Origin of the sequence: Psychrobacter sp. PP-21, assembly GCF_033790785.1 — a bacterium.
In the GTDB taxonomy this organism is placed as follows: Bacteria; Pseudomonadota; Gammaproteobacteria; order Pseudomonadales; family Moraxellaceae; genus Psychrobacter.
In genome coordinates, this window is record NZ_JAMYEB010000003.1 from 13,796 (window position 1) to 38,660 (window position 24,865).

Annotated in this window: 19 protein-coding genes; 1 reads left to right on the plus strand and 18 read right to left on the minus strand. The window is 43.8% G+C overall.

Annotation, left to right across the window (positions count from 1 at the left end; genetic code table 11):
* Positions 1-51: 51 nt before the first annotated feature.
* From yjgA to mazG, 8 genes are all read right to left on the minus strand, one after another.
* On the minus strand, positions 52-564 hold the full coding sequence (gene yjgA, locus NJD71_RS04140) for a ribosome biogenesis factor YjgA (protein ID WP_319050683.1): 513 nt from the start codon (positions 562-564) through the stop codon (positions 52-54).
* 49 nt (positions 565-613) lie between these two features.
* The gene (gene rapZ, locus NJD71_RS04145) at positions 614-1,579 is read right to left on the minus strand and encodes an RNase adapter RapZ (protein ID WP_319050684.1); all 966 of its coding nucleotides are present in this window, start codon (positions 1,577-1,579) and stop codon (positions 614-616) included.
* A gap of 40 nt (positions 1,580-1,619) precedes the next feature.
* Positions 1,620-2,540 (minus strand): pantoate--beta-alanine ligase, encoded by a 921-nt coding sequence (gene panC, locus NJD71_RS04150; protein WP_319050685.1) that lies wholly within the window; start codon positions 2,538-2,540, stop codon positions 1,620-1,622.
* A 52-nt stretch (positions 2,541-2,592) separates the two neighbouring features.
* Positions 2,593-3,393, minus strand: a complete 801-nt coding sequence (panB, locus tag NJD71_RS04155) for a 3-methyl-2-oxobutanoate hydroxymethyltransferase (protein WP_319050686.1) — start codon at positions 3,391-3,393, stop codon at positions 2,593-2,595.
* A 118-nt stretch (positions 3,394-3,511) separates the two neighbouring features.
* Positions 3,512-4,090 carry a 2-amino-4-hydroxy-6-hydroxymethyldihydropteridine diphosphokinase gene (folK, locus tag NJD71_RS04160; protein WP_319050687.1) on the minus strand — a complete coding sequence of 193 codons (579 nt, stop codon included), beginning with the start codon at positions 4,088-4,090 and terminating at the stop codon, positions 3,512-3,514.
* A gap of 32 nt (positions 4,091-4,122) precedes the next feature.
* A complete protein-coding gene (gene pcnB, locus NJD71_RS04165) occupies positions 4,123-6,333 on the minus strand; it encodes a polynucleotide adenylyltransferase PcnB (RefSeq protein WP_319050688.1) in 2,211 nt (736 codons plus the stop codon).
* A gap of 166 nt (positions 6,334-6,499) precedes the next feature.
* Complete coding sequence (locus NJD71_RS04170) at positions 6,500-6,877, minus strand: ComEA family DNA-binding protein (RefSeq protein ID WP_319050689.1); 378 nt, start codon at positions 6,875-6,877, stop codon at positions 6,500-6,502.
* Positions 6,861-7,724, minus strand: coding sequence for a nucleoside triphosphate pyrophosphohydrolase (mazG, locus tag NJD71_RS04175; protein ID WP_319050690.1), 864 nt, complete (start codon positions 7,722-7,724; stop codon positions 6,861-6,863). The genes NJD71_RS04170 and mazG overlap by 17 nt, the downstream gene beginning before the upstream one ends.
* A gap of 244 nt (positions 7,725-7,968) precedes the next feature.
* Between mazG and NJD71_RS04180 the strand changes: the two genes are divergently transcribed.
* A complete protein-coding gene (locus NJD71_RS04180) occupies positions 7,969-9,462 on the plus strand; it encodes a phosphomannomutase CpsG (RefSeq protein WP_319050691.1) in 1,494 nt (497 codons plus the stop codon).
* Between the two features lie 101 nt (positions 9,463-9,563).
* Here NJD71_RS04180 and NJD71_RS04185 read toward each other — a convergent pair whose 3' ends face one another.
* The 10 genes from NJD71_RS04185 to NJD71_RS04230 all read right to left on the minus strand — a co-directional run bounded on the left by NJD71_RS04185 (position 9,564) and on the right by NJD71_RS04230 (position 24,720).
* Positions 9,564-10,949: a UDP-glucose/GDP-mannose dehydrogenase family protein gene (locus NJD71_RS04185; protein WP_319050692.1), complete on the minus strand. Its 1,386-nt coding sequence runs from the start codon at positions 10,947-10,949 to the stop codon at positions 9,564-9,566.
* A 37-nt stretch (positions 10,950-10,986) separates the two neighbouring features.
* A complete protein-coding gene (gene pgi / locus NJD71_RS04190) occupies positions 10,987-12,657 on the minus strand; it encodes a glucose-6-phosphate isomerase (protein WP_319050693.1) in 1,671 nt (556 codons plus the stop codon).
* 3 nt (positions 12,658-12,660) lie between these two features.
* Entirely contained in the window at positions 12,661-13,533 is an 873-nt protein-coding gene (locus NJD71_RS04195) for a UTP--glucose-1-phosphate uridylyltransferase (protein ID WP_319050694.1), read from the minus strand.
* Positions 13,534-13,603: 70 nt separating this feature from the next.
* On the minus strand, positions 13,604-14,677 hold the full coding sequence (gene galE / locus NJD71_RS04200; RefSeq protein ID WP_319050695.1) for a UDP-glucose 4-epimerase GalE: 1,074 nt from the start codon (positions 14,675-14,677) through the stop codon (positions 13,604-13,606).
* A gap of 77 nt (positions 14,678-14,754) precedes the next feature.
* Complete coding sequence (sucD, locus tag NJD71_RS04205) at positions 14,755-15,630, minus strand: succinate--CoA ligase subunit alpha (protein WP_101204626.1); 876 nt, start codon at positions 15,628-15,630, stop codon at positions 14,755-14,757.
* A gap of 122 nt (positions 15,631-15,752) precedes the next feature.
* Positions 15,753-16,919, minus strand: a complete 1,167-nt coding sequence (sucC, locus tag NJD71_RS04210) for an ADP-forming succinate--CoA ligase subunit beta (protein ID WP_201579290.1) — start codon at positions 16,917-16,919, stop codon at positions 15,753-15,755.
* Positions 16,920-17,071: 152 nt separating this feature from the next.
* A complete protein-coding gene (gene lpdA, locus NJD71_RS04215) occupies positions 17,072-18,526 on the minus strand; it encodes a dihydrolipoyl dehydrogenase (RefSeq protein ID WP_319050696.1) in 1,455 nt (484 codons plus the stop codon).
* Between the two features lie 259 nt (positions 18,527-18,785).
* The gene (odhB, locus tag NJD71_RS04220; protein WP_319050697.1) at positions 18,786-20,021 is read right to left on the minus strand and encodes a 2-oxoglutarate dehydrogenase complex dihydrolipoyllysine-residue succinyltransferase; all 1,236 of its coding nucleotides are present in this window, start codon (positions 20,019-20,021) and stop codon (positions 18,786-18,788) included.
* A gap of 154 nt (positions 20,022-20,175) precedes the next feature.
* Positions 20,176-23,061, minus strand: coding sequence for a 2-oxoglutarate dehydrogenase E1 component (locus tag NJD71_RS04225; RefSeq protein WP_319050698.1), 2,886 nt, complete (start codon positions 23,059-23,061; stop codon positions 20,176-20,178).
* A 948-nt stretch (positions 23,062-24,009) separates the two neighbouring features.
* Positions 24,010-24,720 (minus strand): succinate dehydrogenase iron-sulfur subunit, encoded by a 711-nt coding sequence (locus NJD71_RS04230; protein ID WP_192518379.1) that lies wholly within the window; start codon positions 24,718-24,720, stop codon positions 24,010-24,012.
* Positions 24,721-24,865: the final 145 nt, after the last annotated feature.

Sequence of the window (24,865 nt, forward strand, 5' to 3'; positions counted from 1 at the left end):
TTGATTGGCTTTTTTTATGCTTTAAAATCTAATCGATATTATTATGTGTGTCTATTTTTTCAACTGCGACAAAATCGCCACTTCGCGTATATAGCTTGCCAAATCTTCTTTCGATTCTGCCAGTAGCTCATCGTCTTGCATATGCTTGGCATACTCAATCCATAGCAGTAATTGATACATACTGTTGTGCTCAGAAGCCTTATATTGCTTGACGAACTGTTTGAGCGTTCCTTCATCATTGATATTTAGACGATCGTACCAGCTTTCTATTTTAGAGACTTGCTCTTTTGGAAAGAATGCATCAAACAATGCTTTGACAAGTTCGTGGCGGTTTTCTTCACTGATAAGTTTGCCGACGCGCTTAGTCTGGCGGTTGCGGGCATTAGCACTGGTAATGTCAGCCAATGCCATGAGCTCAGCCATAAAGTAATCACTGGCGGGTAGAGTCTTTAGTTGCTTTTTTGATAAGCTTGCGAGCGGTATAGACAATTGCTGTAAACGCTCATGGGCTTTTTTGAGTTCTGTGCGCGAGACGCGCATGTCCTGTTCTTTCCAGTCGATCATAAAAGCGTTCCAAAATAATAAGTAATAAAATGAATAGGGTCTAAATGGATTACCAACGGCTTTTTTCGCGGTGCTTTGCCAATACTTTGACGCCTTGTGGCATGGTATCAGTGAGGCGGCGCTGCAGGTGATCAGTAATAAATACTGAACGATGTTTACCGCCTGTACAGCCAATGGCAACGGTTACCGTATGACGATTATTGTGCAAGAACTCGGGCAGCCAGCGCGTCAAAAACTTATCAATGTCATTGAGCATCTCTGTCACTTCAGGATAGTCGCTAAAAAAGGCATCTACTTCAATGTCGAGACCAGTCGATGCGCGCAGCTTGGGATTCCAGTGCGGATTGGGTAAAATCCTAACGTCAAATACAAAGTCCGCATCAATGGGACTGCCGTATTTAAAACCAAAAGACAGCAAGTTGATGACGATTTGATTGTCTACACCAACATGTTCGCGCAAGCTATCTTTTAGCTGATGGATATTTAAACTACTAGTATCAATGGTGATATCTGCATGAGCAGAAATTGGCTCTAACAGCTCCACTTCTTTTTTGAGTGCAGCAGGCAAATTAAATGCAATATGTCTGGCGTTGTCGCTATCGACATCTTGAGACATTAGTGGATGGACGCGGCGCGTCGAATTAAAACGTGCAATTAGCGTACTCTCTTGCGCTGTCACATATAGGACTTGTACTGCCTGCGCCCCATAAGTTTTTCGTAATAACTCATGTGTCGCTGCAAAGTTAGACAGATCAGCGCGCGGCGTGCGAATATCAACCCCAAGGGCAATACGATTGATACCGCTCTCACCAATCAGCTTGTGTGCCGCATTAGGTAACAATGACAAGGGTAGATTATCAATAGAATAATATCCCAGATCTTCTAGGATATTCAGCACCGAGGTTTTCCCCGATCCTGAACGACCTGATACCACCAAGATGCTGAGCTTATCGGTTGATACTTGAGGCGTTGTCGATGCTGTATTATTATCGCTTTGATCCTGACGTGTATCCATGCTCTATTCATCCCATCTAATACATTACGGTATAAAAAAGCTAACCCATTGCTATTAACTGATTAATAGCCACTAACTGATTGTCCAATAACCGTGCACGCCCTAACCAAGCTGCGACCAAAATAACGAGATTTTTATTTTCTGCATTGAAGACTACTGAATCATTAGTCGTAGCGCCTAGATCTTCAGTTTTTACTTCTAGATAATCAATCACAAAACCTGCGTCGCTAATACGCTTGTGCGTGTTTGTTAGCAATGTTTGAAACGCCTGCTGACTAATCCCACTATCTGTTAATTTTTCGGCTAAATCTTGTAATGCTTGATGCAATATAGGCGCCGTATTTCTTTCAGATGTGCTTAAGTACTGATTGCGCGATGACAGTGCTAGCCCATCATCAGAACGAACAATAGGGGCGTCGATGATCTCGATGGGATAGCTCAAATCACGCACTAACTGCTTAATGATAGCCAGCTGCTGGTAATCTTTTTGTCCAAAGACGGCGATATCTGGTTGTACAATATTGAATAGCTTGGAGACCACAATACCTACACCATCAAAATGACCGGGACGTGATTGACCGCATAATTGATTGGCAATCTCACCAGCCAACACGCTGGTGGGTGGTGGTAATACGGGATACATCTCTTCGATACTAGGGGCAAACACGTAATCTGTATCCACTGTCGCAAGCTTAGCCACGTCTTCGTCTAACGTACGCGGATAACTGTCAAAATCTTCACCCACGCCAAACTGAGTAGGATTCACAAAAATGCTCACGACAACCACATCCGCATGCTGCTTGGCAATTTTTACCAGCTCAAGATGACCGTCATGCAGATTGCCCATCGTTGGTACTAGAGCAATACGCTGCACACCTTTTTCCTTGGTATGCTGCTGACCACGGCAAGACTGCAAAACCTCACGTAACGACGAGATATGATGATGAATGATAGGAGACATGGTAATTTTTTCTTTTATTAAAGCGTTCTGTTATGTAAAAGCGTCAACGAGATTAATCGAATTGATGTTGTTCAGTCGGAAAGCTGCCTTCACGTACTGACTGTTGATACAAAGCAAAAGCGCCCTCGATACTGTGTGCGTCATTGCGTTCATCCGTCAGAAAATCATGTACAAAGCGTGGCACACGCCCATATACCATACCAAGCATGTCATGCATAACGAGTACCTGACCGTCGGTATCTGCGCCTGCTCCGATACCGATAACAGGTACCTCGACCGCTTCTGTGACTGCCTTTGCCAGTGCTGCTGGAACACATTCCAACACTAATAGCGCCGCACCTGCATCAACGACCGCTTTAGCATCAGCGAGTAATTTTTCAGCCGCTTCATCACCACGACCTTGAATTTTATAACCCCCAAAAACATTAACTGATTGCGGTGTCAGACCGAGATGTACACAAGTTGGTGTCCCTGCTTGCGCTAAGGTAGTAACCAGTTCACAAAGCTCATTGCCGCCTTCAATTTTGATTACATGCGCGCCTGCCTGCATCAGTTGACGACTATTGGCAATGGCTTCTGGCAATGTCGCATAGCTCATGAACGGTAGATCAGCCAGTATCAGAGCATGTTTGTTGCTACGGGCAATATTGGCGGTATGATAAGCCATATCGTTGATTGTCACAGGTATTGTCGAGTCATGGCCTTGCACGACCATCCCTAAGCTATCACCAATCAAAATCGTATCGATCTGCGCGTTATCCATCATCCGTGCAAACATTGAGTCATAGCACGTCAAACACGTAAACTTGGTGCCGTCTTTTTTAAATTTATTTAAAGTAGATAACGTTGTCATATGACCCTCAATTAACTTGTAACACCTTTAATTATTGATATTGCTAGCTGTAATTTTGCTGGCAATTGATTACGCTCTCATCGCATAACTTTGAACATTGACTATGGTTTATTTGATATCAAGCATCTGATAGTAGCTTTAAGCCTGTCCAATCGCAGCTTTGTGGATAGTCACCTATTGGTTTGTCTAGTATAGTCAAATGTGGTGCCAGCTCTCGTAGTGGTATCAGGACAAAATTACGCTCGCCTAGGCCTGCATGTGGAATCGTTAGCTGCGGTTCAGCGACTTGTATATCTCCATACAACAAAATATCGACATCCAGGCTGCGTTCACCCCAATGACGTAAGCGTGCTCGCTTGGCCGACATTTCTAACTGCTGACAAAAGCCAAGCAAATCGAAAGGACTCATCATTGTCTCAAAACCAGCAACTGCGTTAACAAAGTCTGGCTGATCCTGTGGTCCCATTGGCACTGATGCATAAAAAGAAGATACCGTCACTTTACGTATCTTCTCATGATTCTGCATATTTTTAAGCGCTTGCTGCAAATGCTCTATAGGTGACCCTAGCTCGTTAGACAAGTTGCTACCTAAGCCCACATAGCAGGTGAACCAAATGGTCTCGTCAATGCTATTAGTTGCTGATATAGATGTGTTGCTACCCGATACGTTGCCACTATCAAAACTACTTTTACTCATCCTACCACCATTTACAAATCATCCTGAGAACATTAAGCGTTATCGGTACTAGGCTGACGACGGCGACGCTTTGATGGTACAGGGCCTTTACTCTCAGTCACTTTGATAGCAGAGAGTTGGTCACTCGCCATTTGACTGGGTTGAGCAGGTTTATCAGTAGTCGTTTTAGCTGGTCCTTTAGCTCTTGCAGGTGTAACGACTTTCTTTGCTTCGGTATTTGTCGCTTCTTTGACATCAGCTTTACCAGTCGACTGAGCAACTTGTTTAGGTGCTTTTTTCGCATACTTTGCTGTTGGCTTTGCTTTATCGTTACTGCCTTTCATCTCGATAATATTTGCACTATCTACAGTAGGCTCGCGGCGACGACGCTTATGCGGAATTGGCTCGTTATTCATACTCACCAATGCAGGTGACCTTGCGATCGAGCGCGTTGGTTTTGCCTGACTAGACAATGAATTAGTCTCTGGCAGATCAGTTTTATTAGGCTGATTCCTATTCTGACGATCAGCTTTGGCTGTTTGCTGCGGTGCATCGCTATCAATAGATGCTCGCTTCTGCGTCGCTTCTTGCTTGTTTACAGGCGTCTTACTGCGCTTTGACGCTTTATCATCTGATAGCTGCTTCCGTAATGGCGGCACGACATTATCGTGCTCTATTACAAACAGCGGCGCAGGTTTAGACTGATGGCGTTTTTTTGCTGATTGATCGTTGCTACTGAGCGATAACTGTTGTAGCTGTGCAAGCTCGCTGCTATCTTGTTTCACTTGCTGCGTGTCGTTATGCTTACTACCATTTTGACCTGTTTTAGCTTGGCTGGTAGCGCGGCGACGACGTGCTGGAATATTCGATGGATCGTTTACCATTGTCTGATCATTCCTTCCCTGCTCAGCACTATTACTGGCTTTGCTTTGTTTAGCGCTGTTTTGATTAGATGATGCATTATCAATGGTATTGGCTTCTGGCTTTTGACGATTGCGTCCGCGACCACGTTGTCCTTTTTTGTAGGCACCGCGGCGAATGTTTTCGTCAAAATCATCAATCGCCTGTTGTTGCTCGCGCTCAGACAATGTCTGATATGTCTGCCACCAGTCACCCATATCATTGGTCGACTCTGATAGCGGGTGCTCAGCATCACCGCACTGTTCGCGCAATAACAAAAAGTCAAAACCTGCACGAAAGCGTGGATGCTCAGAGAGCTGAACAATTTGTTTGCTACGAGGAGCGGCAAGTTTTGGCTGCAATATCCAAATATCACGAATAAACTGCTCAGCGAATTTTGGAATTGCTGTCTTGATACGTTGACGGTCAATGACTTTGCCAGCCGCATGCATTTGTGCTTCCGCAAACGGCATGTTGCGCTTTTTGGCTTTTGCCAGTTGATGTAAATAGTTTTCCCACAGCAGCGCAGCATAGAAAAATGCTGGATTAATACTTTTGCCAGCAGCAATACGCTTATCAGTATTGATCGCTACTTGGTTGACCAAGGCGCTTGGCTCGGCTGGTGGATAAATGATAAGACTATCAATGGCACCTGACTCAAAAAGTAACGGCAACAGTGGCACTAAATAACCACCAGTAAACATTTTTTGCGTTTCATCATAGAGTCGATGCGGTGATATCTGCTCAAGCAGTGCCCAATTACCATCATGGAATTGCTCAGCCAATGCGTCATCAAACTCAAAGCCTAATTTTGCCTTAAAACGCAGGGCACGGAGCAAGCGCACAGGATCTTCTTCAATACGCACTGGCGCATTACCTAACAGGCGAATGACTCTATTATCGATGTCTTCCAGCGCACCGCAAAAGTCATGGACGACGCCTTTGAGCGGTTGATAATAGAGCGCATTGATAGAAAAGTCACGGCGAGAAAAATCTTGTTGAATATCGCCCCAAACATTGTCGCGCAGGATCATACCATCACGATTGGTATTGGCATCGCTGGTTGGCGGACCGCGAAAAGTAGCCACTTCAATCAACTCGCGACCGGAATATACATGCGCTAGCTGAAAGCGACGACCGATAATACGGCAACGCTTACCAAAGACATCTTTGATCTCATGTGGTTTGGCATCAGTAACAGCGTCAAAGTCTTTCGGGCGCAGACCCAGTAAAGTATCGCGCACACCACCACCGACGATATAGGCATCAAACCCAGCTCGGGTCAATGTGGCAATCACTTCAGTAATGGAATTGGGTAATTCAGATTTGTTCAGTTCTAACTGCTTGGCGGCACGCTCGGCCATGCATCTACTCCTCGCCGGTATTCTTTAACTACCCCTGAATAACACAGCGTTTATCAGGCGGATGTACCCGCTAGTTTAACAAATTTTGGACGTACTGGGGGTGTTATGACATTTACTTACATGCTATTTTGTCAATATTAGGATTAATTAATGCAAAACGCAGCTATTAATCCACTACGCTTAAACGCTTTTGATTTTTCTCAACTGTTTTCGCCCCAATCCCTTTTACTTTTTCTAACTCGTCAACAGTCCTAAAACCACCAAACATGTCACGATATAAAATTATCGCCTGCGCCTTACTACTGCCAATGCCATCTAGTGACACCAGCTCACCTTCACTGGCTCTATTAATATTGATTAATTTTTGCTCACGCGCTTGTATCACAGATTGCTCTTTTGCGATCAAGTACTCATAGGCGCGTTTAGGATCATTAAAACAGGGCTCAGAGGCATTAGCCTCAATAGTTATACCGACAGTCGATACGAGACTAAAGACCGCTATCATAATCATTCTGGTAAATGACGCTTTATGCTGAGCGTTCATGTTGTTTCGCCGCTTCCCATAGTGAATCCATTTCTGTTATATCGCTGTCCTCGACACGCTTGCCACTCGCTGCCAATTGCTCTTCGATATAGCCAAAGCGAGATTTGAATTTGTGCACGCAGGTTAAAGTCGCTGCTTCTGCATCGAGGTTTAGTTTACGTGCGACATTGACGAGCGCAAACATGCAGTCACCCAATTCTTTTTCGACCTCTCTGATATTGGCCTTGACCTCAGCTGTGGGTTTATCTGTTAGCTCATGCTTTAGCTCGGCAATCTCTTCGTCTAGCTTTTCGACTGCACCAGCAACACCATCCCAATCAAAACCCAGCATTGACGCTTGTTTTTGCACATCTTGTGCCTGCATTAAGGCACTACCCGCTTTCACTTGATCTAAGCGACGTTTTGATTTACCACGTGCTTCGCGTGCTTGCTGTTCTTCCAACTTGATTTCATCCCAGCGCTCTTTTACCGCAGCGTCGTCTTGTAGCGTTTCAGCCTCAAACACATGTGGATGACGACGAACTAACTTCTCTTGCAAAGTACTGATGACATCGCTCATATCAAAGCGTCTTTGCTCAGCATACATCTGACAATGAAACACCACTTGCAGTAGCACATCGCCAAGCTCGCCCTTGATATCTTCGTCATCGTCGCTTTGTACGGCTTCGCCTAGCTCATAAGCCTCTTCGATAGCATAAGGAATAAGGCTATGATTGGTTTGCTTTTTGTCCCACGGACAGTCTGCTCTTAATCGTGCCATCAACGCTAAAAGATCATCGAGCGATCCGCTAGGGGCTGGTGTTCCTTGTACCGGCTTCGGCTCGGTAGTAGTATTCACAATACTCATGATGGTAACTCTTATAATTTTATGGGTTAATTATCTACTTAACAGAACGTGTCGCTTATTATTTTATAACTCAATGTGGCGTATATTTGATTTGCATGGTTGATGGGCATATATTTTGACCCTACCTATCGACACACGCCTCACACCTTTAGTAGTTAGTGTATCATTGAACACAACTTGATTTATAATCGTGCTACGCGCGTTTTAACTCTATCACCGCTCATTCCCAAGGAATTTTATCATTATGTCAACTTCTGCTGCCACCAGCTATCAACCTGCAACGGAATTTACTCCTATTACTATTGGTTCGTTTAAAGCATACGATATTCGCGGCGAGCTGGGCGTCAGTTTAGATGAAGACATAGCCTATCGTATCGGACGAGCATTCGCACAGATTTTGTATCAGCGTTATCAGGCAGCAGTGAAGGCTCAGAATAATGATATGACAGCTCTGAAGCCAGCTATCACTATTGGTAGCGATATTCGTCATTCTAGTGAGCAATTAAAACAAGCCGCCATTCAAGGAATAATGGATGCCGGTGTCGACGTTATTGATTTGGGTATGAGCGGTACTGAAGAAGTGTATTTTGCTACCAGCCATTACGACACGCTTGGCGGTATCGAAGTCACTGCCAGCCACAACCCTATCAACTACAATGGCCTAAAACTGGTCAAAGAGCATTCAAAACCAATCAGTGCTGATGATGGGTTGGCAGAGATTCAGGCATTGGCAGAATCGGGACAGTTCACTACAGACAACCAATCAGGTAAATTGCAGTTATTGACCGATAAAAGCGCGTACATCGATCATGTTATGACTTTTATCGATACTGATAAGCTCAAGCCACTCAAGCTGGTGATCAACTCAGGCAATGGCAGCGCAGGTCCTGTGGTCGATTTACTAATCGATCAATTGTCCCAAGCTGGTGCACCTATTGAAGTGATTAAGCTGCACCATACCCCTGATGGTAGCTTCCCTAATGGCATCCCTAATCCAATGATTGAAGCCAATAGAGTGGCCACTCAGCAAGCGGTTTTGGATAACAACGCCGACCTTGGTATTGCTTTTGATGGGGATTTTGATCGCTGCTTCTTATTTGATGAGCGAGGTGAGTTTATCGATGGTAGCTACGTCGTTGGCATGCTCGCCCAAGCGTTTTTGAATAAACATCAAGAACAAAGCGAATCAATCGTCTATGATCCACGTGTCATTTATAATACTGAAGCGGTGATAGGAAAGCACAACGGCAAGGCTGTCATCAGTAAATCTGGACACTCATTTATCAAGCAAGTCATGCGCAGCTCGGGTGCCGTGTATGGTGGTGAGATGTCTGCTCATCACTATTTCCGTGACTTTTTCTATTGCGATAGCGGTATGATTCCGTGGCTATTGACGATTGAGCTTCTGTCTGTCACTGGCAAGACCTTATCAGAATTAGTCACAGGCTATATTGAAAATTACCCAAGCTCAGGTGAATTAAACTTTCGCCTGACCACCCTCGATGCACCAACCATTATTGATGCCATTGAAGAAAAATTTAGTGTGGATAATCCTACCAAATCAACTCTAGATGGTTTAAGTCTGAACTTTGGTGACTGGCGCTTTAATTTACGTGCATCGAATACCGAACCACTTATTAGATTGAATATCGAGAGTCGTGGTGATAAAGAACTGCTGACCACTAAAACTCAAGCTATTCAGCAATGGCTAGCGGATAAAGGAGCTGTGCTCGCATAGCCTCATCGTTTAGTGCTGATTAGACATTCAAAAAACGCTCACTAATGCTATTTAGTGAGCGTTTTTTGATTAATATGTATTGTGAAAACTATGAAAACAAGCTATTTGGATCGGCCAATACCCATATAGTCCCCTACCAAATCATTGATTTGCGTTCGAGTGAGAGCGTTTTGTGCATCAAATATAGGTATCGCTTGCTGATTTATTTTGGCAATATCCAACTGATCTCGCGGTGACCAACTGATAATAAAAATAGCGTTGGCATCGTGCAAACTTTCGTAAGGGTTAGCAATCAATTTGAGTAATGGCTGCTGTTGATAGCGTTCGGCAAGTTCGGCCTGCGCCTTATCACCGTACACCAACGTACGAATATTATAAGACCATAACAATGCCAATAGTGGATGAATGGCTGACCCTGCAGTACGTCCTGAACCTGACTTGTAGCTACCACCCCAAATCATGACGGTTTTGTTATCAATAAACCCATCAAAATATTGCCAAAACTTACGAAATATCAATTCTTTTTGATCTTTGTTGATATGTACGACAGACTCTAATAAAGGCATATCCAAACTGTTTATTTTGCTCGACTGCTGCAACTTGGTCAGCTCGGTAGGTAGGGTGTTACCACCGAATCCCCATCCCGCCTGCAGATAGCTGCTGCCTACACGCTCATCTAACCCCATTATACGACTGACCTGACTGATATCAACGTTCTGACTATCAGCCAAGCGTGACATTTCATTCATAAAACTCACTCGGGTTGCCAGCATCGCCATGATACTACTACGAGCAAACTCAATCGTTGCGATATCAGCATAATGAGCAGCACGCGCATGCTGCATCAACGGTTTTAACACCTGTAGTTGTTGACTACTACTCGCTGTTTTTTCACCCAATAGCCATAGCGAAGGGTTCAACATCGAGCTATACGCATCCCCATCTTGTAAGAATATGAAAGGTATATAATACACCCATGCACGCTGCAAATGCTGAGCCAGTTCCGATACATGACCTAGCTGTTCAATACCACTCATAATAACCGGTATCTTCTGCTGATGGCTGTGATTAAAAGCGGTAATCCAGCTGTCCTCTATCCATACTGACTTAGCGCTATCAAGAAACAACCAATACAATGCCGCAAGACTCTGCGTATCAGCTTCATTGTGACTTGCAGACTCATAGTGTGCTATTACTGTCTCCGCATTGGCTGGCAATGCTTTACTAATGATGACTTGCTGTTGCTCATACATCTGCCACAATGCTTGCAAATGATGTTCAAAACCATACTGTTGTATCTGCTCAGTCAATAGATCTATATCTGCATAAAGATGCACACGCTGTCCAAGGCTTGCCAGCACGACCGCACTGGTAATCGCTTCTATACTATGACCAATGAGCACACTGACTGCAGGCTCACTCATTTGATTGGTTTCAGATATGTTTTCATATTTAGGCATATAACTGTCATTTGTGGCAGTCTCCATAAGCGTACTTTCCTGTATTGTTGACCCATAACCGTTATTAGGACAACTTTTTAATATGTTGTAATAATTGGTCAGTAGACGTATCAAATTGACCTTGAGACTCTTTTTGCATGGCATCATGGACAGACTCTGCCATTTGTTTACCCATCTCAACGCCCCACTGGTCAAACGGGTTAATATCCCAAATACTAGCCATCACGTAAACTTTGTGTTCGTAGAGCGCTATCAGTGCTCCTAAACTATGCGGTGTCAGCTCATCAATAAGCAATGTGGTTGATGGTTGATTACCACGGTAGTACTTGTATTTATCTACACGAGATACTGTTGTTTGATCGACCAGTTCGGTCACAGCAGCATTACCAAATGCCAGTACCCGACTTTGCGCCAGACAATTGGCTAAAGATAGTTCATGCTGCTGCTGTAATGAAGTGTTTTGCGCCTGATCACTATAACGACGTACGCAAGCGATAAAATCACAAGAGACTTGCTGCGTTCCTTGATGCAAGAGTTGATAAAAGGCATGCTGGGCGTTTGAACCAATTTCTCCCCACAGAATCGGACAAGTATCATAATCAATATGATTGCCATACTGAGTGACCGACTTACCATTGCTTTCCATCTCAAGCTGGGTAAGATAGCTCGGTAAATAACCTAGCCTGCCATCATAAGGCAATACCGTATGGGCACTTACTTTCAAAAAAGTACTGTTCCATACTGCTAGTAATCCTAACAATACTGGTAGGTTGTCCGCAAAATCAGCTTGTGCAAAGTGCTCATCCATACTATGTGCACCGCTTAACAGCTCTTTGAACCCAGCCATACCAATACGGATAGCGATGGCAAGCCCAATCGCCGACCATAACGAAAAGCGCCCGCCTACCCACTCCCAAAGCTCTAGCTGATGCTCAGGGTGAATCCCCCATGTATCCATCTTTGCACTGTTGGCCGAGATGCCAATAAAGTGTCGGCGTAGCACACTATCTTCTGTACCGGCACGCCGTTTCGCTGTGGCAAGTAACCATGATAGTGCTGTTCTAGCATTGGATAGCGTATCAACTGTGCCAAAAGATTTAGAAGAAATAATAAATAAAGTGGTTTCAGGATTTAAGTGCTTGAGCAAATTATCGAGCTGAGTACCATCCATATTGGAGACGAAATGTACCTCGATACTAGTATCTGCCCACTCATCAAGCGCAGTAGTTGCCATCAGTGGTCCAAGGTCGGAACCACCGACTCCAATATTGACAACATCGGTGATGGCTTTTCCCGAGAACCCACGCCACGTTCCGCTACGAACACGCTCGGATAGTCTCGCCACCTGCCCTAGGCTGTGATGTACATCAGCAACAATATTTTGCTCACCTGCTTGTAGCTTTGCCGTCTCAGGTAGACGCAATGCTGTATGTAACGCCGCACGCTCTTCACTGTTATTGACCATCGCACCTTGCATAAGCGCATCAATTCGAGAGTGCAACTCACAGCTGTCTGCTAGCTGTAATAAACTGTCTACTACCTGCTCATCTATGCACTGTTTGCTATAGTCCATATACAATGCACCCGCTTGGGTACTAAAGCGTGTCGTACGGCTATCATCTTGCACAAATAAATCTGCCAGCGACCATGAGCGCAATGCAAGCGATTGTAAGTGACCCCAATGCTCAGAGTCACGAGCACGCTTATACTTTTTATTGCCTTTTATCTCTTCCATCGTTCACTTATCGTCCGCTAGTTGCTGCTCGGCAAAGTAGATAAACGCCTGCATATATGAGCGCATATCACCTGCGTCATAACTATTACCGAGCATAGTGGTGACATGCACGCCGTACTTACTAATCAAAGCATCAATCGCATCCGTTAGTTGAATTTCACCACCGACTGAGGCTTTGGTATTGGCCAGATAGTCAAAAATATGATTGCTAAAGATATAACGGCCTACAACCGCCAGTTTCGAAGGCGCTTCTGCTAAGTTTGGCTTTTCCACAAAACCTGCAACTTTAAAGCTAGTATTAGCATCTACGTGGTCGTTCACTTCACTATTATTACTCAGTTTAGCGATACCATATTTATGCACATCCTCATCTGCCACTTGATCAACCAATATCTGTGAATGACCATCTTTAGCAAATGCATCGATCATAAAAGCCAAATTATCAGCCGACATGTCATTAGTAAACGGATCAAGCACAACATCTGGAAGCAATACCGCAAAATCATGCTCACCGATGATTGGACGTGCTGACAATACCGCATGCCCTAGACCCAAAGCTTTACCTTGACGTATCATCGATACTGTGACGTCTTCTGGTAGCCAGTTCAAGCTGTCAGCCAGCTCATCTTTACCTTTATGGCGCAGTTGGTTATCGAGCTCAGAATTGATATCAAAGTAGTTTTCAATTGCGCTTTTTTGTGCATGACCGACCAAGACGATATGCTTAATACCCGCAGCGATGGCCTCCTCGATCACGTAATGAATAGCTGGACGATTACCTAAAGGCAACAACTCTTTAGGTACAGATTTAGACAGAGGCAACATACGAGTACCAAAGCCTGCGACGGGGATAACAGCATGCGTTATTTTATTCATAGTTTTTTAGCTATATTAAAAAGATGAGTTTAGAGAAGAATGTTAAATGAGTAATAGGATTTCATAAATCTTAAGACATAGTATATCCATTTGGATTCATACTCTGCCAGTGCCATGTATCTTTACACATATCGGCAATTGATAGTTCTGCTTGCCAACCTAATAAATTCTTCGCTTTCTCCGAACTGGCATAGCAACTGGCAATATCGCCTGCACGTCGAGACGCAAACTGGTAAGGTATAGCTTGTCCAGACACGTCAGAGAATGTGGATATTAGCTCTAATACAGAAGTACCTTTACCAGTTCCTAAGTTGATAGGTAAAAACCCAATTGGACTGGCTGTATTTGAATAGATTTCTGAACTAGTTTGCTGCTCTAAATAGTCAAGCGCTGCTACATGACCTTGAGCCAAGTCGCTCACATGTATAAAGTCACGTACACCAGTCCCATCAATAGTAGAGTAATCATTACCGAAAATGCTTAGCTTTTCGAGCTTACCGATAGCAACCTGCGAAACATAAGGCATGAGGTTGTTTGGAATATCATTTGGATCTTCACCAATCTGTCCTGATGTGTGTGCCCCTACAGGATTAAAATACCGTAAAGAAATAAGATTCCAACTGTCATCTGATACCGCGAGGTCTTCTAGTATGTACTCTACAGCAAGCTTACTTTGTCCGTATGGATTGGTACAGGAACGTTTCGAGCTCTCCTCGATAGGTAAGGTATCGGGTTCTCCATATACAGTTGCAGATGATGAGAAAACTAAGTTTTTCACATTATACTCTGACATGACCTCTAGCAAAGTAATGGTACCGCTAACATTGTTATTATAGTACAACAATGGTTTGACGACTGATTCGCCAACAGCTTTTAACCCAGCAAAGTGAATCACCCCAAAGAACTCATGCAAAGCAAAAACTTCTCTAAGCAACTCATGATCTCGAATATCACCTTCGACAAACTCAATCGTCTCTCCAATAAGAGTAGAGACACGGTTAATTGCTTCACGGCTACTATTAGATAAGTTATCGTACACGACAATATCATAACCAGCTTCATGTAAAGCTATACAAGTGTGCGAACCGATATATCCAGCACCGCCAGTGACTAATATTTTGTTTTTCATAAAGTTTTCAGACATAAAAAAGACACCCCATTGTAGGGGTGCCCTCTCAACATTTCAACAAAGTTTTGGTAGTTAGTAGGCTTTTGCCTATCTTACCAACCAGTAACTTCTTTTAGCTTGTCACCAAGCTTAGATGGGTCACGCGTATACGCGATACCAGCATCTTCAAACGCTTTGAATTTCTCTTCAGCAGTACCTTGACCACCAGAAATGATAGCGCCAGCATGACCCATGCGCTTGCCTTCTGGAGCGGTAACACCAGCGATATAACCAACAACTGGCTTGGTTACATGGTCTTTGATGTAAGCAGCAGCTTCTTCTTCAGCAGTACCACCAATCTCACCGATTAGGATAATCGCTTCAGTTTGTGGATCAGCTTCGAATAGTTTTAGAGCATCAATCTGGTTCATACCAGGGATAGGATCGCCACCGATACCGATACACGTTGACTGACCAAAACCAAGCTTAGTTGTTTGAGCAACCGCTTCATAAGTCAGCGTACCAGAGCGTGAGATGATGCCCACTTTACCTGGCTGATGGATATGGCCTGGCATGATGCCAATTTTGCACTGACCTGGAGTGATAACGCCTGGGCAGTTAGGACCAACCAAACGTACGTCGCCCGCTTCTTCAAGATAGCGTTTTGCTTTTAGCATATCGATAGTCGGTACGCCTTCAGTGATCACAACGATCAACTTAACGCCAGCATCGATTGCTTCAACGATAGAGTCTAGTACAAATGGTGCTGGTACGTAGATGACAGAAGCGTCAGCTTGAGTCGCTTCCATAGCCTCCGCCATAGTGTTAAATACTGGTAGGCCTAGGTGCGTTTGACCGCCTTTACCTGGAGTCACACCACCAACAACTTTGGTACCATATTCGATGGCTTGCTCAGAATGGAACGTACCATTTTTACCAGTAAAACCCTGTACCAATACTTTGGTATCTTTATCGATTAATACACTCATTATATTTTCCTTGTATTCGGTTGTCTTGCAATAGTGGTCTTTATAACTCTTATTATCAGATATTGATAACCAATCTTTGTTATAAAAACCACTATTACGATTTGACTACTATGCTTAAAGACTTAGGCTTTAACAGCATCGACAATTTTTTGAGCCGCGTCAGATAGACCTTGAGCTGAAATCAGTTTTAGACCAGACTCTTCTAGGATCTGTGCGCCTTTCTCAGCGTTGTTACCTTCTAAACGAACAACAACTGGTACTTGCACATCAACTTCTTTGATAGCAGCGATGATAGCTTCTGCAATCATGTCACAACGTACGATACCGCCAAAGATGTTGATTAGAACCCCTTCAACACTGCTGTCTTCTAGAATGATTTTGAACGCTTCAACAACGCGATCTTTGGTTGCGCCGCCGCCAACGTCCAAGAAGTTAGCAGGCTTGCCGCCATACAACTTGATGATATCCATGGTCGCCATTGCAAGACCAGCACCATTAACCATACAACCGATGTTACCTTCTAGTGCAACATAGTTTAGGTCAAACTCAGCGGCTTTCAGCTCACGCTCATTTTCTTGCGTCTTGTCTTGTAGCGCTGCAATTTTAGGCAGACGATATAGTGCGTTTGAGTCGATACCGATTTTGCCATCAACACAAACGATTTCGCCGTTTTCGCGAACAGCTAATGGGTTGATTTCCATTAGGGCAAAGTCATTTTCAACGAATGCTTTATAAGCGCCAGTCATCAATTTAACGAACTGGTTGATTTGCTTGCCCTCTAGACCAAGTTTGAACGCAACGTCACGCGCTTGGAAAGGCATTAAACCAACTAAAGGATCAACATTTACTTTAAAGATTTTTTCTGGAGTGCTGTGTGCTACTTCTTCAATATCTACGCCGCCTTCGGTAGATGCCATGAACGTCACACGACGAGTTGCACGATCAACGACTGCGCCAAGATATAGCTCAGTTTGTACTGGATACATATCTTCTGCAACCAATACGAAGTTTACTGGCTGACCGTCAGCATCAGTTTGGAACGTCACTAGGTTAGTACCGATTAGCTCTTCAGCAACTTGCTTCGCTTCTTCACGAGTTTTAACCAGCTTTACGCCGCCAGCTTTACCGCGACCACCAGCATGTACTTGCGCTTTGATTACCGCAATGTCAGTTGGGGTTTTATCAAAAGCTGCAGCAGCTTCTTCGCCGTTATGGGCGATGATGCCTTCTTGAATTGGCAAACCGTAGCTTTTTAATAGCTCTTTTGCTTGATACTCATGTAAATTCATTGATTGTATCCTTTATTTTTTACAATTAATAAAAAGTGAAATCAAGTACGCACATATATTAAGCATACATATAACGCACTCATGATCGTGGCTATCGCCAACATAGCGATACCACAATCAGGTTGTAAATCGACAATAACTAAATTAACTACTTATTTTTTACGTTTTTTGCGCTGGATAGCATGGATAGCACGGCCGTCTGCAGATAAAGCAGCTTCATGTACTGCTTCTGAGATAGTTGGATGCGCAAATGTCATTAGCTGCAAATCTTCAACACTAGAGACAAATTCCATCGCAATCATACCTTGATGGACAATATCACCAGCACCAGCAGAGATAGCATGCATACCTAATAGACGATCTGTTTTCGCATCAGCGACTACTTTCACAGAGCCTTGAGCTTCACTTTGAGCAAGTGCACGGCCGTTAGCCGCTAAGTTGAACGAGCCTGTTTTGACTTCATAGCCAGCTTCTTCAGCTTCTTGCTCAGTCAAACCTACCCAAGCAATTTCTGGGTGAGTATAAATGACATTGATGATAGTGTCATAGTTAACTTGAGGTTTTTCGCCATGAATACGCTCAACAGCCATCATGCCCTCTTCCATAGCTTTATGCGCAAGCATAGGACCACGGACCAAATCACCGATAGCATAAACACCATCAAGATTGGTTTTACACTGGTCATTGACATCGATAAGGCCACGTTCAGTCAACGTGATACCGCTATCATCGCCAAGCAGTTTTTCAGAATAAGCACGGCGACCAACACAAACGATCAGCTTATCAAAGCTTTCCTCGCTCGATTCGCCTTTGTTTTCACTAGTGACGATAACTTGGTCACCTTGAACTTCAGCGTTGGTTACTTTGGTATCAACACGGATATCCAGACCTTGCTTCTTCAGCATTTTGCCAGCTTCTTTTGAGATATCTTTGTCAGCAGCAGCTAAGAAGCTAGGAAGCGCTTCGTAAACTACTACTTCTGCACCTAGGCGACGCCATACTGAACCAAGCTCAAGACCGATAACACCAGCACCAATAACGCCTAGACGCTTAGGTACTTCAGTGAAGTCAAGTGCGCCAGTTGAATCAACAATACGGTCACCATCAGTTTTGGCAACAGGAATCTCGATAGGCACAGAACCTGCCGCAAGAATAACGTTCTTAGCAGTGATCGTCGTTTCGCTGTCGTCTTCTAGAGCAGTAAATTTGACTTTTTTGTCAGTGCCCGTACCATCAACTAGCGTACCCCAGCCTTGTAGCCAGTCAACACCATTGCCTTTTAGCAACGCTGCAACACCGCCAGTCAATTGCTTGACGATACCTTCTTTACGTTCTATCATTTTTTCGATATTGATAGCAACGTCACCAGTACTGATACCGTGCTCGTCAAGATCATGCTTAGTGGCTTCATAACGATGTGAGCTGTCAAGCAAGGCTTTTGATGGGATACAACCAACGTTTAAGCAAGTGCCACCAAGTGCTGGCTCACCTTTATAAACGCGCTTTTCGATACAGGCAACGCTCATACCGAGTTGACCTGCACGAATAGCCGCTTCGTAACCACCAGGACCGCCGCCGATGACGACTAAATCATAATTGTCTTTCATAGTACGTTCCTATTTTTAATTGTATGTGTCATTTAAATAGATTGTTATCTTAATGATAAATCAGTACGGTCTACACTCTATGGTTAATACACCATATCAGTGAGAAAGACTCACTTATCGTTAGTCGATAGTAAGTCACCGTTTTTAAAATCATTTTCATGTATGTCAGCGGATTAACTGATTGCTGACTGAGCAAAACTATAATCTGTACTAAAGTGAAAAAGCTTGTATCGGCTATTGCCAATACAAGCTTAGAAGCTTACAAGTCTAGTAACAACATGGCTGGGTCTTCGACCAACTCTTTGATAGTTACTAGGAACTGTACGGCCTCTTTACCATCAATCATACGATGGTCATAAGATAGCGCTAGGTACATCATCGGTAGAATTTCAACCTTACCATCAACAGCCATTGGGCGGTCATTGATAGCGTGCATACCCAAGATAGCGGTTTGTGGTGGATTCAAGATAGGCGTTGACATCAATGAACCGAACACACCGCCGTTAGAGATGGTAAAAGTACCACCAGTCATATCTTCTAGACCAAGCTTACCTTGCTGTGCTTTACTACCAAACTCACGGATGGTACTTTCAACATCAGCCATGCTCATACGGTCAGTGTCACGTAATACTGGTACTACTAGACCACGGTCTGATGATACGGCCACACCGATATCATAAAAACCATGATAAACAATGTCATCGCCATCTAGTGACGCATTTACTGCTGGGAAGCGTTTAAGTGCTTCTGTCGCTGCTTTGATAAACAATGACATAAAGCCTAGACGTACGCCATGACGCTTCTCAAATTTTTCTTTGTACTTAGCGCGCATGTCCATCAATGGCTTCATGTTCACTTCGTTAAACGTCGTCAACATCGCTGTGTCTTGTGATGCTGACAATAGACGCTCAGCAACACGCTTGCGCAGACGAGTCATTGGAACGCGTTTTTCTGTACGTTCACCCATTGACTCAGCAACAGGACGACCACTATCAGATTTAATGCTACTGTCCGATTTTAGCGTTGGGTTTGCCATGTCCGTTTTGGTGACACGACCGCCGCGACCACTACCTTCAACTTCTTTAGGATCAACGCCAGACTCTTTTGCCGCTTTGCGAACTGCTGGGCTTTGATCTTTGTGATCTGCTTCGTCTTTTTTGTCAGTCGCTTGTACTGGCTCACCGCCATCTGCAGCTTGCTTTTCTTGTACTGGCGCAGCAGGTTGATCTGTCTCTACCGCTGGTGCTTCGCCTGCACTTGCACCGGCTTCGAACTGTGCAATCAACTCATCAGACAATACTGTGTCATCAACTTGCTTGACGATTTTAGTTACTACACCATCATCAGGTGCAACAACTTCTAGTACTACTTTGTCAGTCTCGATCTCAGCTAGTAGGTCATCACGATTAACTTGTTGACCTTCAGTGACATGCCATTCAACGATTGTGCCATCGGCAACCGATTCTGGAAAAACGGGGGCTTTGATGTCAGCCATCGATATACTCCTTAGATGTGGATATTCATACTTATTATTAAGTCGTGATAGGCAGTCAGTATTCGTTAAAAGTAACGCTTAGATTGTATTAACGGATACTAACTGTCATCGCCTGATTCATTTATCTGCTATAGTCTTTCGATTAGATAACCTGTTACTTAGATAGCTCATCGACACTGATACCAAGACCGCCAGCAATCAATGCTTGCTGCTGCTGAGCATGCAGTTTTGGCGAGCCTGTTGCAGGTGCTGCACTAGGAGGACGTGCCACCGGCTCCATGACTTTTGCCTTAGTTGGATGCGGTACAACAATACGGAACATGTGCGGAGCCAGATAGTACCAAGCGCCTTGGTTCAGTGGTTCTTCTTGCGTCCACACAATCTCAGTCAGATTGCTATATTTCTCAATCTCAGCAACCAAACGTTGCTCTGGTAATGGATAAAGCTGCTCAATACGTACGATAGCAACATGATCAAGACCCAATGCGCGGCGCTGCTCTAGTAGATCGTAATAGACCTTACCGCCACATAACACCATGCGAGTAACTTTGTCTGCGTTGTGGTCGTCCATCTCTGAAATTACAGTTTCAAACTTACCATCAGCAAGCTCTTCTAGATTAGACGTTGCCAACTTATGACGTAGCAAACTCTTTGGTGACATAACGATCAAAGGCTTACGAATCGGGCGTACTGCTTGACGACGCAAGGCATGATAAATTTGCGCAGGCGTCGTTGGCGTAATAACTTGCATATTGTCTTCAGCACATAGCTGTAAGAAGCGCTCAAGACGCGCAGAAGAATGCTCTGGACCTTGACCTTCAAAACCATGTGGCAATAGCATCGTCAAACCACAAACACGCTGCCACTTGGTCTCGCCGCTTGAGATGAACTGATCAATAACGACCTGCGCACCGTTCACGAAGTCACCAAACTGCGCTTCCCAAACAATCAATGCATTCGGTACTGTCGTAGCGTAACCATATTCAAAGGCTAATACTGCTTCCTCTGATAGCAATGAATTGTAGGTAGCAAAGCGTGCTTGCGTTTCACTCATGTGAGCGAGTGGCACGTACATGCTGCCGTCATTGACATTATAGATTTCACTGTGACGATGCGAGAACGTACCACGTCCTACGTCTTCGCCCGTAATGCGTACCAATACATCATCGTTATCGACCAATGATGCATAAGCCAATGTCTCAGCTGCACCCCAGTTAAGAGGCTCTTCACCGGTCTGCATAGCTAGACGCTGTTCAACTACTTTTTGAACTTGGCGCTGTAGCTTGTAGCCCTCTGGCATTTCAGCCATACGGCGTCCGTAAGCTTTTAGCTTTTCGATATCGACACTAGTGTCCCAGTCGTCGACCAATTCGTGACCTAAATAAGGCTTCCAGTCTACAAATAACTGCTCGTTAGGTTCTTGTACTAGTGAGCTTGCAACATAATCACCACGGTCTAAAGATTCACGATAGTCGTCTTCGTATTGCTTTTCTTCTTCGCTATTTAAAAGCCCATCAGCGATAAGCTTCTGTGCATAGATGGTACGTGTCGTAGGCAATTTCTTAATAACTGCATACATCAATGGCTGCGTAGCTGAAGGCTCATCTGCTTCATTATGTCCGTTACGGCGATAGCAGAAAAGATCAATGATGATGTCTTTATCAAACTGATGACGATAATCTAATGCCAACTGAGCTGCAAATACGACTGATTCAGGATCGTCACCGTTCACGTGCAAGATGGGCGCATGTACCATCTTAGCGACGTCAGTACAGTATTCGGTTGAACGAACATCTTCTTGACGGCTAGTGGTGAAGCCAACTTGGTTATTGATAACAATATGTACAGTACCGCCAGTGGTATAAGCACGGGTTTGTGACATTTGGAAGGTTTCTTGAACCACACCTTGACCGGCAAACGCAGCATCACCGTGAATAACGATTGGCAATACTGAATTACCACCAGTATTATCTAACAATGGCTGATCATTACGGCGTACTTGGCGTGCACGTACTGAGCCTTGTAACACTGGTGCAACGATTTCAAGATGAGATGGGTTAAACGCTAGTGCCAAATGCGCTTCACCACCTGGGGTCATCACATTTGATGAAAAACCATTATGGTATTTAACGTCACCTGAGCCTTTTTCTGGTTGTACTTTGCCATCAAATTCGTCAAACAGATCCGCAGGATTTTTACCTAGAATATTGACTAGGAGGTTAAGGCGTCCACGGTGAGCCATACCAATGACCATCTCTTTTGTGCCATAGCCACCAGCACGTTGGATGATTTCGTTGATAGCAGGAATGAAGCTTTCACCGCCCTCTAGACCAAAACGTTTAACGCCCGTATATTTACGTGCTAAGTACTTTTCTAGACCTTCGGCAGCAGTCAGGCGCTCAAGAATAGATAAGCGCTTTTCTTTATCAAATTGGATATAGCCCAAGTTGGTTTCTAAGTATTCTTCCATCCAGCGCTTTTCTGTGCTGGTGGTGACGTGCATGTATTCGATACCAATATGACGGCAGTACACACGCTCCATGATTTCGATAATTTCACGCAATGGCGCTTCATTTTTACCGATTACTAAATCATTGGTTGGGAATACCGTATCGAGATCTGCTTCTGATAAATTATGATAAGCAAGCGTTAGATCTTCTACTTCGGCACGTGGATGCAAATCTAAAGGATCAAGTTTGGCACGGCGATGGCCACGGCGACGATATGCGGAGATTAGTTGCTGTACACCCATTTGCTTTGGATCAGTACAGTTATTTGAGGTACCACTGCTTTGGTCAGTGTTTTCATCACTTATTTTATTCGCGGTCTGATTGCGAGCAAGTAATAAAAATTGGTCCTTAATCGCGTTATGCTTGGCATCGTCTGACGATTTGTACTGTTCAAAGTACGTTTGCCAATCTGTGTCAACACTATCAGGGTCTGTTAGGTACTGCTCGTAAAGAGCTTCTATATAGCTGGCATTATCAGCGGCCAGTTCAGTATGTCCTTGGTCCGCTTTTTCTTTAGTTATACTATTCATAATAATCGTCTATTTGATAGATAAATGAATGGAATCGTGCTTATTATGGTGTCAATCGCTAGATGCTAGGCATATAGACAATTTGTCATATCCCGTTAAATACTATTTGATAAAACACTTTTATCCCTAAGTATTGCCGTCACTATAGAATATTGCCGTCATTGTCTAAAGAAACAAGGGATGCTAAATAGTGATAACAAGTCTTATTGCAATACCTATATTAAAAATAAAATTATTTGTGAACGCTCAGTTTTGTTAACTGACTCGTTTCACAACATTAATTTATATATACTTCTTTTAGCCATAACCGATTGGTAAGTTGTAAGTTATTAACAATCAATTAAACTTTTAGCTAGCCTTTAAAATGGCTGTTAATGCTAAAACATCCTATGTCTACTAGAAATGTTGTCCATCAAGACAGAAATACATTGCTGTATAGCCTATCACGACCATTTTTTGTGACATAGTTTGTTTGTTCAATACTAAGTATTTACGTAATGAATATCTATTATCAATTATACAAGCACAATAATTGTATACATAACGTTTTATTCTATTAATTGATACGTATTACTGAACCACTTGAGTAGCGTTTAATCGTATTCAATATCGTCAAAAACGTAATTATACCAAACTTTTCTCGTGTCTATATCCGATTATATAGATTGATTGTCTATATATTATGTCTTCTTACACACAACCAACGTATTGCATATGGTGTTTTACCAGCTCGATGGCTGAATATTGACCATTTGCGAGTCAAACTTACTGCTTAATTTTCCTGTTGCTGCTGTGATCTAAGACTATATAAGTAAGCCTGCTTGGTATAGAGCCAGTAGAGTATTCACACAAATATATCTAAGTCCGTTCAACTAACAAAAACACCACCTAACGAATAGGTGGTGTTTTTCGTACTGTATCTATTATAACTGACGCGCTTGTAAACTACTAACCGGCTTGATCAATCAACATATTACGTAGATGGCCGATGGCTTTGGTTGGGTTCAAGCCTTTAGGACAAACCGATACACAATTCATGATACCGCGGCAACGGAACAAGCTAAACGGATCGTCTAAACGAGCCAAGCGTGCCTGGGTATCACCATCACGACTATCAGCAACAAAGCGATAAGCGTGCAGTAACGCTGATGGGCCTAGGAACTTGTCAGGGTTCCACCAGAATGATGGACAGCTGGTTGAACAGCACGCACACAAGATACACTCATACAGACCGTTTAGCTTTTCACGCTGTTCAGGTGACTGTAGACGTTCCGTCGGCGGCGCTGGCTGATCATTAATCAAGTACGGGTGTACTTTCTCATATTGTTCGTAGAATTGGTTCATATCAACAACCAAATCACGAACCACTGGCAAACCAGGTAACGGGCGAACCGTTACTTTTTCTGGTAGGGTATTCATGTTGATTAAACATGCTAGACCATTTTTGCCGTTGATGTTCATGCCGTCGGAACCACAAATACCTTCGCGACAAGAGCGACGGAAAGTAATTGTCTCATCTTCTTTCTTTAGGCGTAATAATACGTCAAGCAACATACGATCTGAATCAAGTAATTCAATCGTATAGGTTTGCATGCGCGGCGCTGCGTCCACATCAGGATCGTAGCGGTAGATTTCGATGGTGCGAGTACCTCGGCTCATAATGCTAAACTCCACACGTAGGTGATGGCGGGCATACAAAGACTGCAACATATTAGCGCTGGCTATTAATTGATACTGATAACTAAATATCGAGTATCAATCAATAACTTAGTAACGCTGGCATGAGCATGTAGCTGGCGGTCAC

Excerpts from the sequence above, each read along its gene's own strand:
- NJD71_RS04170 (WP_319050689.1), bottom strand. The coding sequence starts at position 6,877 with ATGAACGCTCAGCATAAAGCGTCATTTACCAGAATGATTATGATAGCG.
- NJD71_RS04180 (WP_319050691.1), top strand. The coding sequence starts at position 7,969 with ATGTCAACTTCTGCTGCCACCAGCTATCAACCTGCAACGGAATTTACT.
- yjgA (WP_319050683.1), bottom strand. The coding sequence starts at position 564 with ATGATCGACTGGAAAGAACAGGACATGCGCGTCTCGCGCACAGAACTC.
- folK (WP_319050687.1), bottom strand. The coding sequence starts at position 4,090 with ATGAGTAAAAGTAGTTTTGATAGTGGCAACGTATCGGGTAGCAACACA.
- galE (WP_319050695.1), bottom strand. The coding sequence starts at position 14,677 with ATGTCTGAAAACTTTATGAAAAACAAAATATTAGTCACTGGCGGTGCT.
- NJD71_RS04195 (WP_319050694.1), bottom strand. The coding sequence starts at position 13,533 with ATGAATAAAATAACGCATGCTGTTATCCCCGTCGCAGGCTTTGGTACT.
- NJD71_RS04230 (WP_192518379.1), bottom strand. The coding sequence starts at position 24,720 with ATGAGCCGAGGTACTCGCACCATCGAAATCTACCGCTACGATCCTGAT.
- sucD (WP_101204626.1), bottom strand. The coding sequence starts at position 15,630 with ATGAGTGTATTAATCGATAAAGATACCAAAGTATTGGTACAGGGTTTT.
- panC (WP_319050685.1), bottom strand. The coding sequence starts at position 2,540 with ATGTCTCCTATCATTCATCATCATATCTCGTCGTTACGTGAGGTTTTG.
- mazG (WP_319050690.1), bottom strand. The coding sequence starts at position 7,724 with ATGAGTATTGTGAATACTACTACCGAGCCGAAGCCGGTACAAGGAACA.
- NJD71_RS04185 (WP_319050692.1), bottom strand. The coding sequence starts at position 10,949 with ATGGAGACTGCCACAAATGACAGTTATATGCCTAAATATGAAAACATA.
- lpdA (WP_319050696.1), bottom strand. The coding sequence starts at position 18,526 with ATGAAAGACAATTATGATTTAGTCGTCATCGGCGGCGGTCCTGGTGGT.
- pgi (WP_319050693.1), bottom strand. The coding sequence starts at position 12,657 with ATGGAAGAGATAAAAGGCAATAAAAAGTATAAGCGTGCTCGTGACTCT.
- NJD71_RS04225 (WP_319050698.1), bottom strand. The coding sequence starts at position 23,061 with ATGAATAGTATAACTAAAGAAAAAGCGGACCAAGGACATACTGAACTG.
- sucC (WP_201579290.1), bottom strand. The coding sequence starts at position 16,919 with ATGAATTTACATGAGTATCAAGCAAAAGAGCTATTAAAAAGCTACGGT.
- odhB (WP_319050697.1), bottom strand. The coding sequence starts at position 20,021 with ATGGCTGACATCAAAGCCCCCGTTTTTCCAGAATCGGTTGCCGATGGC.
- pcnB (WP_319050688.1), bottom strand. The coding sequence starts at position 6,333 with ATGGCCGAGCGTGCCGCCAAGCAGTTAGAACTGAACAAATCTGAATTA.
- panB (WP_319050686.1), bottom strand. The coding sequence starts at position 3,393 with ATGACAACGTTATCTACTTTAAATAAATTTAAAAAAGACGGCACCAAG.
- rapZ (WP_319050684.1), bottom strand. The coding sequence starts at position 1,579 with ATGGATACACGTCAGGATCAAAGCGATAATAATACAGCATCGACAACG.